Origin of the sequence: Streptomyces sp. NPDC096136, from assembly GCF_044763325.1 — a bacterium.
Classification (GTDB): Bacteria; Actinomycetota; Actinomycetes; order Streptomycetales; family Streptomycetaceae; genus Streptomyces.
Genome location: NZ_JBIWFZ010000018.1, coordinates 120,394 through 133,001, shown reverse-complemented (window position 1 = coordinate 133,001; position 12,608 = coordinate 120,394). Strand labels below are relative to the sequence as shown.

Below are 12,608 nucleotides of genomic sequence, written 5' to 3'. Positions count from 1 at the left end.
CCGGTCCTCCGTCCTGCGTCCGTCTTCCGTCCGTCCGCCGGTCATTCGAGGAAGGCGGACGGGGGGCGGCGCGGGGTGAGGCCGCCGCCGGTGGTCTGGCCGCCGCCGTTGGTGTCGCCGCCGGTGGTCCGGCCGCCGTCGGTCTGGCCTCCGGTGGTCTGGCCGCCGTTCGTCTGGCCCCCGGTGGTCTGGCCGCCGTTGGTGTCGCCGCCCGTGGTCTGGCCGCCGTTGTTCTGGCCGCCGTTGTTCTGGCCGCCCTGGGTGCGGCCGCCGTTGTCCTGGCCGCCCTGGTTCTGCCCGCCGTTGTCCTGGCCGCCGTTGGGCGGGGTCGGCGGGTTGGGCCGGCCGCTCTGGTCCGGCGCCCATGGCGGGCGGCTGCCCTGCGGCGGCTGCGGGGTGCCGGTCTGCGGGGGCGGCGGGGGCTGGGCCGCGCCGGGCTGGAGCTCCAGGTCGAAGTCCTCCGGATCGCTGCCCTCCAGGGCCTTCTTCGTGTACGCCGCCCAGATCCGCGCCGGGTAGCCGCCGCCTCCGACGCGGGGCTCGCCCAGGGCCCCGTACAGGGACTGGAGGGTGCCGGTGTCCGGGTCCTGGCCCATCATCGAGACCACGGTCACCAGGTCCGGGGTGTACGCGGCGAACCAGGCGGCGCGGTCCTGCTCGGCGGTGCCGGTCTTGCCGGCGGCCGGGCGTCCGGCGGCGAGGGCCTCGGTGCCGGTGCCGTTGTCCACGACGCTGTTCAGCATGGACGTGGTGGTGTCGGCCGCCTCCCGGCTGATGGCCTGCTGCGGGGTGCGGTCGGGCAGGTGGACGTTCTCCCCCTCCTTCGTGATCTTCTCCACCAGGGTGTAGGGGGTGCGGCGGCCGTGGTCGGCGAGGGTGGCGTAGGCCTGGGCCATGTCGAGCACGCTGGCCTGCATGGTGCCGAGCGCCATGGCCGGGCCCGCGTCGAAGTTCGGGGTGTCCTCGGGGATGCCGAGGTCGATGGCGGTCTGCTTGACCTTGGCCGTGCCGACGTCGACGACCATCTGGGCGAAGACCGTGTTCACGGAGAGGTCGGTGGCGGTGTTGACGGTGATCGGGCCGTACGACTGCTGGCCCTCGTTCTCCGGGGCGTACGGGATCCGGGTGCCGACCACGGGGCGCTTGTTGTCGCCGTTGTAGACCGTGTTCGGGGTGATCCGGCGGCCGTCGCGGGTGCGGGAGTCGTTCTCGACGGCGGAGGCGAAGACGAAGGGCTTGAAGGTGGAGGCCACCTGGTAGTCGTGGCGGGTCGCGTTGTTGACGTACTGCTTGGTGTAGTCGGTGCCGCCGTACAGGGCGACGACCTTGCCGGTGGCCGGGTCGATGGAGGCCCCGCCGGCCCGCACCACCCGGTCCGCCGGCCGCGCCGCCGGGTCGAGCTTGTCGGCCATCTGCTTGCGGACGGCGTCGACGAAGGCGTTCTCGCGGCGCTTGTCGATGGTGGTGGTGATCCGGTAGCCGCCCTCGGCGAGGGTCTTGTCGTCGAGGATCTTGTGGTCGGTGATGTAGTCCCGGACGGCCTCCACGAGGTAGCCGCGCTGGCCGGAGAGGCCGGCGGCGGCGCGGACCTTGCCGGGCTCGGGGAAGGTGGCGGCGGCGCGCTCCTGCGGGGTCATCCACTTCTTCTTGACCATGCCGTCGAGCACGTAGTTCCAGCGGGCGAGGGCGCGGTCGCGGCTCTGCGGGTGCGAGACGACGTCGAAGGCGCTGGGGGAGTTGAGGAGGGTGGCGAGGTAGGCGCCCTCGGCGGTGGTGAGCTTGTTGACGTCCTTGCCGTAGTAGGCCTGGGCGGCGGCCTGGATGCCGTAGGCGTTGCGGCCGAAGTAGCTGGTGTTGAGGTAGCCCTCCAGGATGTAGTCCTTCGACTTCTCGCGACCGAGTTTGATCGCGATGAAGAACTCCTTGACCTTGCGCTTGATCGTCTGCTCCTGGCCCAGGTAGTAGTTCTTGACGTACTGCTGGGTGATGGTGGAGCCGGACTGCGTGCCCTTGCCGGTCGCGGTGTTCCAGGCGGCGCGGACCATCGCCTTGGGGTCCACCGCCCGTTCGGAGTAGAAGTCGCGGTCCTCGGCGGCCAGCACGGCTTCCTGGACGCTGCGGGGGATCTGGGACAGCGGGACGTTGACGCGGTTGACCTCTCCGTCGCGGGCGAGCGGGGACCCGTCGGCGTACAGGTACACGTTGGACTGGGCGGTGGCGGCCGCGTTGGCCGGGGGGATGTCGACCAGCAGGTAGCCGGCGACGAGCATGCCGCCGACCAGGAGGACGAGCAGCAGGATCCCGCCGACGACCATCCGCCAGGTGGGGACGAGGCGGCGCCATCCGGTGCGCCGGCGTCCGTTCCTCCCGCCCTTGGGCGCGCCGCCGCCCTTGCCGCGGGGAGCGGGGCCGCCCCCGGGCCGGGGGGTGTCCGGATCGCGAGGGGTCCAGCCCTGGGGCGGTGACTGGTCGCTCATCTCCGGGACTCCTCGTGACCGTGTGAATTACCCACATTTGTACCTCATGGCGGCTGCCCGGCGGCCGCTTGGCTCCGCTCCGGACGGGCAGGAAAAGCGGTCGCGCGGCCCGCCCCCGCGCACTAGGCTCGCGCGCTTTGGCCGACGTAGGAACGACGTGGGAAACGGAGGGATACGGTGCGGCTCTATCTGGCCGTCGCGGCGGGCGGGTTCCGGCGCTACGCGGCCTACGGGACGGCGACGGCCGCCGGGGTGTTCACCAACACCGTCTTCGGCTTCATCGTCGCGTACACGTACATCGCCCTGTGGGACGAGCGCCCGCACCTGGGCGGCTACGACCGGGCCCAGGCCCTGACCTTCGTCTGGGTCAGCCAGTCCCTGCTGGCGGCCGCCTCGCTCATCGGCGGCGGCTTCCAGGAGGAGCTCCAGGAGCGCATCCGTACGGGTGACATCGCCGTCGACCTGTACCGCCCGGCCGACCTCCAGGCCTGGTGGCTCGCCGCCGACCTCGGCCGGGCGGGCTTCCAGCTGCTGGGGCGCGGGCTGCTGCCCCTGGTGGCGGGGGCGCTGGCCTTCACGCTCGCGCTGCCGTCCGATCCGCTGCGCTGGCTGCTGTTCCTGCTGTCGGTCGGGCTCGGGCTGGTCGTCGGGTTCGGGGTGCGGTACCTGCTGGGGCTGGCGGCGTTCTGGCTGCTGGACGGGGCGGGGGTCAACCTCATGGCCACCGTCGTGACCATCTTCTGCTCCGGGATGCTGCTGCCGCTGACCGTCTTCCCCGGGGGCTTCGGCGAGGTGCTGCGGCTGCTGCCGTGGGCGGCGATGCTCCAGGTCCCGCTGGACGTGCTGCTCGGCACCCACGCCGGGGCCGGGGGAGCCGTGCGGGCGCTGGGCTTCCAGGCCGTGTGGGCCCTGGTGCTGCTGGGGGCGGGTCGGTTGGTGCAGTCGGCGGCCACGCGGAAGGTGGTGGTCCAGGGTGGCTGAGGCGACGGCGGTCCCGGCGGAGCCGGCGGGTGGTGCGGGGGCGGTCGGGACAGGGCCGGTCGGGACAGGGCCGGTCGGGACAGGGCCGGTCGGGCCGGGGGCGGTGGTGGCCGGGGCGGGGTACGGCGCCCCGGGGTACGGCGGCCGGCTCCGCGACGGGCTGCGCGGCTACGGGCTGATCGTCGGGATGTGGATCCGCTCGACGATGACGTACCGGATGTCGTTCCTGCTGGCCACCGTCGGGAACGCGGCGATCACCGTCCTCGACTTCGTCGCGATCGCCGTCATGTTCTCCCACGTGGAGGCGCTCGGCGGTTTCACCCTGCCCGAGATCGCCCTCCTCTACGGGGCCTGCTCGGCCTCCCTGGGCCTGGCCGACCTGCTCCTCGGCAACACCGACCGCGTCGGCGCCCGGATCCGCGACGGCTCCCTCGACACCATGCTGGTGCGCCCCGTCCCGCTGCTCGCGCAGGTCGCCGCGGACCGGTTCGCGCTGCGCCGGCTGGGGCGGATCGTGCAGGGGCTGGCGGTGCTGGGCTGGGCGATCTCGGTGCTGGACGTGCACTGGACGCCGGGGAAGGTGCTGCTGGTGCCGGTCATGGTGGTGGCCGGGGCGGGGATCTTCGGCGCGGTGCTGGTGGCCGGCGCCGCCTTCCAGTTCGTGGCCGGGGACGCGGCGGAGGTCCAGAACTCCTTCACCTACGGGGGCTGCACCATGCTCCAGTACCCGCCGACGGTGTTCGCGAAGGACCTGCTGCGCGGGGTGACCTTCGTCGTCCCGCTGGCCTTCGTCAACTGGCTGCCCGCGCTGTACGTGCTCGGGCGGCCCGATCCGCTGGGGCTGCCGGGGTGGGTCGCGTACCTGAGCCCGCTGGTGGCCTTCGCGGTGTTCCTGCCCGCGTCGCTGGCCTGGCGCGCGGGGGTCCGTTCGTACCGAAGCACGGGGAGCTAGTCGTGTCCGATGCCCTCATCTCTCTCGACGCGGTCGAGAAGGTCTTCGACGTGCGGCGCCGTTCGGGGCTGATGCGCCGGGAGAAGCGCCGGGTCACGGCGGTGGACGGGATCAGCTTCGAGATCGCGCGGGGCGAGGTCGTCGGCTACATCGGGCCCAACGGCGCCGGGAAGTCCACCACGATCAAGATGCTGACCGGCATCCTCACCCCGAGCGGCGGCCGGCTGCGCGTCGCCGGCATCGACCCCGCGCGGGAGCGGATGCGGCTCGCGCACCGGATCGGGGTGGTCTTCGGGCAGCGCACCACCCTGTGGTGGGACCTCCCGCTGAAGGACTCGTACGGGCTGATGCGCCGGATGTACCGGATCCCGGAGGCCCGCTTCCGGGAGAACCTGGACCGCTGCGTGGACCGGCTCGACCTCGCCGCGCTGCTGGACGTACCGGTGCGGCAGCTCTCGCTGGGCCAGCGGATGCGCGGGGACATCGCGGCGGCGCTGCTGCACGACCCGGAGGTGCTGTACCTGGACGAGCCGACGATCGGGCTGGACGTGGTCAGCAAGGCGCGGGTGCGGGGTTTCCTGCGGCAGCTGAACGAGGAGCTCGGGACGACGGTGCTGCTGACGACGCACGACCTCCAGGACATCGAGCAGCTGTGCGAGCGCGTGATGGTGATCGACCACGGCCGGCTGATGTACGACGGGGCGCTGGGCGGGCTGCACGCGATGGGGGAGGGCGGCGAACGGACGCTGGTGGTCGACCTGGAGCGGGAGCTGCCGCCGCTGGAGGTCGCGGGGGCGCGGGTGGTGCGGGTGGAGGGGCCGCGGCAGTGGCTGGCCTTCCCGGCCCGGTCCTCGGCGGCGCCGCTGGTGGCGGCGGTCGCGGCGGAGTACCCGCTGCTGGACCTGTCGGTGCGCGAGCCGGACATCGAGGACGTGATCGCGCGGATGTACGCGGGGCGGGGGTAGGCGGGGGTACGCGGGGCGGGGCGGGAAGGTAGGGGGGAAATCAGGGGCGGTCCCGGGGTACGAACCGGGGTCCGGGCCGTTCAACCGGGCGGTTTCCCTGCATAGTCTGACCCGCATGAGTGACGAGCGCCCGGAGCAGGCGACGCCGGAGAAGACCTCCCTGGAGAAGACCTCCCTGGAGAAGGCCCCTCAGGGGGCGGCGGTTTCGTCCATGAGGGCGTCGGACGCCGACCGCGAGCGGGTGGTCGAGCGTCTGCGGGACGCCGTCGCGGAGGGCCGGCTCGACATGGAGGAGTTCGAGGAGCGGCTGGAGGCGGCGTACGCGTCCCGTACCTATGCGGAACTCGAACCCCTGACCAGGGACCTGCCGGCGTCCGCCGAGGCCTTCTCGCCTCCCTCCGCCCCTTCGTCCGCGTCCTCCTGGCAGTCCCGGGTCAGCGGTTCGGGGGGTGCCTCCTCCTCGGCGGTCGCGATCATGTCGGGGTTCCAGCGCAAGGGGCGCTGGACGGTGCCCGCGCAGTTCAACGCCGTGGCCTTCTGGGGCGGCGGGGAGCTCGACCTGCGCGAGGCCGACTTCGCGGCGCCCGAGGTCGTGATCACCTGCGTGGCCATCATGGGCGGCATCGAGATCACGGTCCCGCCGGGCGTCGAGGTCGACGTCCGGGGCATCGGCATCATGGGGGGCTTCGACCAGGGCCGGTCCCCGGAGAACCGTCCGGAACCGGGTGCTCCGCGGGTTGTCGTGAACGGCCTCGCCTTCTGGGGCGGGGTGGCGGTGAAGGTCAAGCAGCCCAAGCCGCCGAAGGAGCTCAAGCGGTCGAAGGGCGGCAAGGACCTGGGCGGCGGAGAGGTCCGCAAGGAGCTCTAGCCGGGACCGGGGATCCCGTCAGCGGCGCGCCGGGAACTCCTCGGCCCTCCCGGGAGTCGGATGCTATGCAGACAAAACCGGCCATCGGGGGAAGGCAGGAGCAGCACGTGAAAGATCCGGGAACGCCAGCGCCACCACTGTCACCACCAGCGCCTCCGCCGTCGCCGTCCGCCGTCCGCGGCGCGTTCGTCTTCAACGAGGCGGACGAGGAGCGGCGGCGCGGCGTCCGCCGCATGAAGACCACCGCGACCGGCCTGCTGATCGTCGTCGCCGCGGTCTACGCCCTGGCCAAATGCGCCCAGCAGGCGTGGGGCGCGGGTGCCTGGGCCGGATACGTCGCCGCCGCGGCGGAGGCCGGCATGGTCGGCGCGCTCGCGGACTGGTTCGCCGTGACGGCCCTCTTCCGCCGGCCCCTGGGACTGCCCATCCCGCACACGGCGATCATCCCCACGAAGAAGGACCAGCTGGGGGTCTCGCTCGGCGAGTTCGTGGGCGAGAACTTCCTCTCCGCGGACGTGGTGCGCGCCCGGCTGCACGCCCTCGGCATCGGCGGCCGGCTCGGCGCCTGGCTGGCCGAGCCCGAGCACGCCGACCGGGTCACGGCGGAACTGGCCACCGCCCTGCGCGGGGCCCTGACCGTACTGCGCGACTCCGACGTCCAGGCGGTGGTGGGCGAGGCGATCACCCGGCGGGCGGAGGCGGCGGAGATCGCGCCGGGCCTGGGCAAGACCCTCCAGCGCGTCGTCGCCGACGGCGGCCACCGCCGCGCGGTCGACCTGGTCTGCGCCAGGGCCCACGATTGGCTGGTCACCCACGGGGACTCCGTCATGGACGCGGTCCAGGGCGGGGCCCCCGGCTGGACCCCGCGCTTCGTCGACCGCAAGGTCGGCGACCGCGTGTACAAGGAGCTGCTCCGGTTCGTCACGGAGATGCGCGACATGCCGGGCCACCCGGCGCGCGCTGCCGTGGACCGCTTCCTCGTCGACTTCGCCGCGGACCTCCAGTCGGACACGGAGACGCGGGCGCGGGTGGAGCGGCTGAAGTCCGAGATCCTGGCGCGGGGCGAGGTCCAGGACGTGATCGCGTCGGCGTGGACCGCGGTCCGCTCGATGGTCATCTCGGCGGCGGAGGACGAACGCAGCGAGCTGCGGCTGCGCGTCCGCTCCTCCCTGATGTCCCTGGGCGCCCGCCTGGCGACGGACGGGCGGCTCCAGTCGAAGCTGGAGGGCTGGATCGAGGGCGCGGTGGTCTACGTGGTCACGACGTACCGCGCGGAGATCACCTCGCTGATCACGGACACGGTGGCCGCCTGGGACGCGGAGCACACCTCCCGCAAGATCGAGGCCCACATCGGCCGCGACCTCCAGTTCATCCGCATCAACGGCACGGTGGTGGGCGCACTGGCGGGCCTGCTGATCTACACGGTGTCGCGGCTGCTGGGCGGGTAGGGGGAGAGGGAGGCAGGGGGTAGGGGGAGGCAGGAGGTAAGGGGAGGCAGGGGGTAGGGGGGGAGGGGGTAGGGGGTAGGGGGCGCCGTCCGGGGTGGTGAGGGTCGGCGTCCGACCCGGGCGGCCTCAGAGCCGGTCTGGGGGGTTCCCGGCAGTCCTTGTCCTTCCGACCTCGGCCGCTCTGCGGAGCGGGCGGGGGCGCCGGGCGGCTACCGGCTGCCCGGATCCGGGCGCGTGGAGGTCTCGTCCTGGGTTGATGGCCGCACCCGGGGACGCAGGAGCCGCCAGGTGGCAGCGGATCGCTCCGCGCTGCTCGGGTCTCGGTGTCCGGCGGCTGTTCCGTGCCGGGGGCCCGTTCGGGCGGCTGTGGTGTCGGTTCCTCCGGGACCGGGCGCCTGTCCGGCGTGCCGCCCGGTCGGCGGCGCGCCGGACAGGCGGTACATGTCCGTCACCCCGCCTGGAGGCGGGCCCGGAGCCCCGGAGGGGCCGGTCAGGCCCGGTCGGCGACCGCCCAGGCCGTGGCGGCGACGACGCCCGCCGCGCCGACGACGGCCGGCCAGGCGCCGACCTTCTTCGCCAGCGGGTGCGCCCCCGCGAAGCCCGCCAGGTACAGCGCCCCCAGGCCGGCCGCCGCCGGCACCCCGCCGCGGCGGTGCCACTCGCGCCCGGCCACGACGCCGGCGGCGCCGAGCACGACCCCGCCCAGGGGCCGCTTCTTCGTCCAGCGGGCGACGGCGTAGCCGCCGATCAGCCCGGCCGCCGCCACCGCGGAACTCGGTACCCGCGCCATGTCGAACTCCCTCGTCGTGTCATCGGTACGTCATACAAACCGGTCATCTCGTGCGATGAACCGCTGTCGAGGCTAACGCGGACGCCTGGAGCCCCGACGGACACCCGTCGCCCCGAGCGCGAGCACGGCCCCGCCCACCACGGCGTGCGGCACCGCCTCCCTCAGGGCGCGCGGCAGCAGCGCCACGACCCCGAGCACGAGAAGAAAGGCGAGCGCGCACCGCCCCGCCACCCGCAACACTCTGTCCACGGCTGCTCAACGCCCCGCGCCGCCCCGCGACACGCACCCGCGGCGGCCGAATTGTCGGCACACGCCGGGTTCCTCCCCTCCGGGCGTTCGGGAACCCCAATCGCATAGTTTCGGTCTTCCACCCCAAAACGCCCTCCCCCACGCCCATACACCCCGGAGCCGCACGTGATCTCCTACGGCCGTTCCGTCCTCGACCTGGCCGACGAACTCGTGGACGCCTATGCCGACGTCTTCTCCGCCCCGCCCTGGAACGAAGACGCAGAAACCATTCGCCAGTTCGCGGACCGCCTCCAGAGCGACGTCCGGCGCGCCGGATTCCGTACGGCCTTCGCCCAGTCCCCCACCGGCATCGACGGCTTTGCCACCGCCTGGCTGACCCAGGCCCCCTTCCCCCGGGGCCGCGGCTACCCCCAGGTCGCCGCCCAGCTCGGCCCGGACCGGGTGCGCGAGCTGCTGATCGGGGCGCTGGAGATAGACGAACTGGCCGTACGGGCCTACGCGCGCGGCACCGGCACCGGGCGGGCCCTCCTCACCGAGATCACCGCCGATGCCCCGCACCACCGCGCCTGGCTACTGACGTCCCGCCTCGCCACGGAGACCGTCGCCACCTACCACCGCCTCGGCTGGCACGAGGTCCCCGCGCTCCCCGGCACGGAAACCAACGTGGTCGTCTTCCTGGCCCCGAACCACCCCGGCCGCCCCTGACCCCCCCAGCCGCCCCAACCTGCCTCTGCCCCCCTCGGCTCCGACCTGTCTGTGGCCCCGGTCCGTCCGGGCCGTCTGTGCCCCCCCGTGGGCTCCGACCTGTCTGTGGCCCCGGTCCGTCCGGGCCGCCCCTGCCCCCAGCCCGCCCCAACCTGCCGCTGGCCCCGCGACCTGCCCCGGCCACCCCGCCCCTCCGCCACCCGAAAGGGACGACTGGACCTCTCGGGACCGGGCATACCGGGGCCATGATCACCCACAAGGCCCCCGAGCCCTTCGCCCGCCGGCAGCTGAACCTCGCCACCCGCCACCAGCTCACCACCGCCGCCGGCGTCCCCCACGCCACCCTCACCTCGCGCACCCGTCCCGGAGGTCCCTGGCAACGCCTGCTGCCCCGCGTCTACCTCCTCCAGACGGGCCCTCCCGACCACCGCCAACGCGCCCTGGCCGCCGTCCTGTACGCCGCCGAACCCGCCGCGGACCCCCTCTCCGGTGACACGGCCGCCCTCACCGGCGGAGCCGCCCTCGCCCTCCTCGGCATCCGCGACGCCCCGCGTGCCCCGGCCGACGTCCTGATCCGCAGTCCGCGCCGGCTCACCGCCCTCGCGCAGGTCCGCCCCGTGACGACCTCCCGCTGGCCGGGCACCCTGACCGTCTCGGGCGTGCCCAGCGCCCGCCCGGTCCGCGCCGCCGCCGACTTCGCCGCCCGCTGCCCGAGCCCCGACCGGGTCCGCTCCGTCCTGGCCCAGGTCGTCCAGTCCGGCTGGTGCCACCCGCGCGACCTCCACGCCGAACTCCGCAGCGCCCGCCTCCTGTCCCGCCCCGCGATCCGCGCCGCCGCCGGGGAACTCCTGGCCGGGGTCCGCTCGATCGCCGAGGCCCGGGCCCGCGACGTCCTCACCGGCACGGACCTCCCGACCCCGCTGTGGAACGCCCGCCTCTACACCCCGGACGGCACCTTCCTGGCCAGCCCGGACGCCTACTGGCCCGACGAGGGCGTGGCCCTGGAGGTCGACTCGGCGGAGTACCACTACACCCGCGACGCCTGGCACGCCACCCTCCGCCGCCGCCTGCGCCTGGAATCCCACGGCGTCCTGGTGGTCAGCGCCACCCCGTCGATCATCCGCGACACCCCCACGGAAGTCCTGAACGCCCTCCGCACCCTCCTCACCCTCACCACCCCCCACCGAACCCCACCCACCCTCAAGGCCCGCGGCCACCAGCAACTGCCTTTGTTCGGCGCTTAGAAGGACAGGTTCCGGCTGCGGATACACTCCGATTCCCATGAGCGACCAGTCACCAGAAGGCATTGCTTGGACCCCTCCGCCTGGGTCCTGGGCTTCATCTGCGGCGAACCGTCGGAGCATGCGGGGCAACCGGAGCCGGGACACGTCTCCGGAGCGGGCGCTGCGCTCCCTGCTCCATGCGCGGGGGCTCCGATACCGGGTGGCGGCCAAGCCGCTCCCGGGGATGAGGAGGACGGCTGACCTTGTGTTCCGCCCCGCGAAAGTAGCGGTGTTCGTCGACGGATGTTTCTGGCACGGATGCCCGGACCACTTCGTTCCTCCGAAGACGAACCCCAGCTACTGGCGGGACAAGATCGGGGGAAACGTCAGGAGGGACCGGGAGACTGACGCGAGGCTTGCTGCCGAGGGGTGGCTCGTCATGCGCTTCTGGGAGCATGAGGGCGCAGCAGCCTGCGCGGAGGCAGTCGTGGAGGCAGTGAGCGCGCGCCGTAACCAAAATCGGTAGCTGTCCGCGGCCTGCGGGGCCGCGGACAGGGACTTGACTCTTGGCTCTGCGTTCTACGCCGATTCCTAGGCGGAAGCTGTGCCGGTGTCGGCGAACAGGGATCCGGGCGCCTTCATGCGGGCCGCGTCTACCGCGCTGTCTTCCGTGAAGCTGTATCCCTTGATCAGCTCTTCGCGGCGTTCCGGGCGCAGCACGGCGGCGATGGCGCGGCCGATGGCCTCGGCTACCGGCGGGGGGAACGCGTTGCCCACTTGGCGGTACTGGGCCGTCTTGCCGCCAGAGAACTTCCAGTTGCGGAATCCCTGGATCTGCGCGGCCTGTTCGACGGTGAGCATCGGGCCCTTCTCGCGGAAGAGGTCGCGCTCGGGATCGCACGCTTCCATTGTGTTGGCCACGCCATTGCCGTCGACGCCAAGCAGGGCCCATGCATTCTTGGCCCGAGTGGGACCCAGGTCTGCACCGCCGTGCTTGCGGGAGCCGCCGACCAGCGTCGGGGCGACTGTCACCCCGCGGTCCTCGGCCTCCTTGGCCTTCGTACGCCACCGGCCGAAGGCCTCTTCGCCGGTCAGGTCGAGGCCTGGAACCGGCTTCACGCCCCAGTAGGCCTTATAGCGCGGGAGCATCGTCTTCTCCAGCGTCTCGCGCAGAGTTTCACCGGCCAGGTCATCCTTTACCGGCCAGGCAAATTCATGCTCCGACACCACATCCTTGTGAATCGCGACAAGAATAGCCCGGGGGCGCAGCTGGGGAACCCCGAAGTGCTTGGCGTCCACGCGGCGCCAGACTCGCCGCATGACACGATCCTGCTCCTGCGGTGAATCGGTGCTCTTCACTTCGGGAACGTCGTAGCCAAGCTCGCGCAGCCTGTCGAGGATCTTGCGCCGGTAATCAATAAATACTTCGGGGGGTTCGAGGATTCCGCGGACGTTCTCGATCATTATGGCCCGCGGCTTGAGCTTCTCCACGATATCCAGCATGTCCGGAAAGAGGTCACGCTCATCGTCCGGCCCGAGCTGCTTTCCGGCGAGGGAGAACGGAGGGCAGGGCACTCCGCCCGCCAGGAGGTCGATCTCCTGGCCGTTGCTGACGATGTTCTTGTAGTCGTCGGACTCCAGGAATTTCCGCACGTCGCCCGGGGCGAGGCTGTCGATCTTCTTCTTCGTCCAGCCCGGCCACGAGGTGATGTTCGCCTTGAGGGTCTCCACTGCGTGGGCGTCCCACTCGACGAGCGCCTCGTGGTCGAAGCCCGCCTCGTGGAGCCCGGACGCCTGCCCGCCTGCGCCGGCACAGATCTCGACAGAGACGAGCGGCGTGTCGAACTTTGGGCGGGTCCGCCGGGCGGTCATCGGATCTCCTCATGTGTGGCGCGAGCAGCAAGTCTGGCAGGGTACGCCAGACGCCATCCTCACATGAAGTCGCAGCCT

General features: G+C 72.5%; 10 protein-coding genes and 1 pseudogene. 8 read left to right on the top strand and 3 right to left on the bottom strand.

The features are described from left to right. Nucleotides 1-41 precede the first annotated feature (41 nt). On the bottom strand, nt 42-2,477 hold the full coding sequence (locus ACIRBY_RS29595; RefSeq protein ID WP_403906178.1) for a transglycosylase domain-containing protein: 2,436 nt from the start codon (nt 2,475-2,477) through the stop codon (nt 42-44). A gap of 177 nt (nt 2,478-2,654) precedes the next feature. Here ACIRBY_RS29595 and ACIRBY_RS29590 point away from each other — a divergent pair, with 177 nt between their 5' ends. The 5 genes and pseudogenes from ACIRBY_RS29590 to ACIRBY_RS29570 all read left to right on the top strand — a co-directional run bounded on the left by ACIRBY_RS29590 (nt 2,655) and on the right by ACIRBY_RS29570 (nt 7,691). Then, nucleotides 2,655-3,458, top strand: a complete 804-nt coding sequence (locus ACIRBY_RS29590) for an ABC transporter permease (protein WP_403906175.1) — start codon at nt 2,655-2,657, stop codon at nt 3,456-3,458. A 106-nt stretch (nt 3,459-3,564) separates the two neighbouring features. After that, nucleotides 3,565-4,410 carry an ABC transporter permease gene (locus ACIRBY_RS29585; protein WP_403906172.1) on the top strand — a complete coding sequence of 282 codons (846 nt, stop codon included), beginning with the start codon at nt 3,565-3,567 and terminating at the stop codon, nt 4,408-4,410. 2 nt (nt 4,411-4,412) lie between these two features. Next, nucleotides 4,413-5,375: an ATP-binding cassette domain-containing protein gene (locus tag ACIRBY_RS29580; RefSeq protein ID WP_403906169.1), complete on the top strand. Its 963-nt coding sequence runs from the start codon at nt 4,413-4,415 to the stop codon at nt 5,373-5,375. A gap of 211 nt (nt 5,376-5,586) precedes the next feature. Further along, a pseudogene (locus ACIRBY_RS29575) lies at nt 5,587-6,240 on the top strand (DUF1707 domain-containing protein); the annotation flags it as partial. 236 nt (nt 6,241-6,476) lie between these two features. Next, on the top strand, nt 6,477-7,691 hold the full coding sequence (locus tag ACIRBY_RS29570) for a DUF445 domain-containing protein (protein ID WP_403906167.1): 1,215 nt from the start codon (nt 6,477-6,479) through the stop codon (nt 7,689-7,691). 490 nt (nt 7,692-8,181) lie between these two features. On the opposite strand, the gene ACIRBY_RS29565 is transcribed toward ACIRBY_RS29570, so the two are convergent. Beyond that, a complete protein-coding gene (locus ACIRBY_RS29565; RefSeq protein WP_366452184.1) occupies nt 8,182-8,481 on the bottom strand; it encodes a hypothetical protein in 300 nt (99 codons plus the stop codon). A gap of 414 nt (nt 8,482-8,895) precedes the next feature. Between ACIRBY_RS29565 and ACIRBY_RS29560 the strand changes: the two genes are divergently transcribed. The 3 genes from ACIRBY_RS29560 to ACIRBY_RS29550 all read left to right on the top strand — a co-directional run bounded on the left by ACIRBY_RS29560 (nt 8,896) and on the right by ACIRBY_RS29550 (nt 11,184). Beyond that, nucleotides 8,896-9,435, top strand: coding sequence for an N-acetyltransferase (locus ACIRBY_RS29560; protein ID WP_403906165.1), 540 nt, complete (start codon nt 8,896-8,898; stop codon nt 9,433-9,435). Between the two features lie 245 nt (nt 9,436-9,680). After that, entirely contained in the window at nt 9,681-10,679 is a 999-nt protein-coding gene (locus ACIRBY_RS29555; protein WP_403906162.1) for a hypothetical protein, read from the top strand. 37 nt (nt 10,680-10,716) lie between these two features. Continuing rightward, the gene (locus tag ACIRBY_RS29550; protein WP_403906160.1) at nt 10,717-11,184 is read left to right on the top strand and encodes a very short patch repair endonuclease; all 468 of its coding nucleotides are present in this window, start codon (nt 10,717-10,719) and stop codon (nt 11,182-11,184) included. A 65-nt stretch (nt 11,185-11,249) separates the two neighbouring features. Here ACIRBY_RS29550 and ACIRBY_RS29545 read toward each other — a convergent pair whose 3' ends face one another. Beyond that, nucleotides 11,250-12,530, bottom strand: coding sequence for a DNA cytosine methyltransferase (locus tag ACIRBY_RS29545; RefSeq protein ID WP_403906158.1), 1,281 nt, complete (start codon nt 12,528-12,530; stop codon nt 11,250-11,252). Nucleotides 12,531-12,608 lie beyond the last annotated feature (78 nt).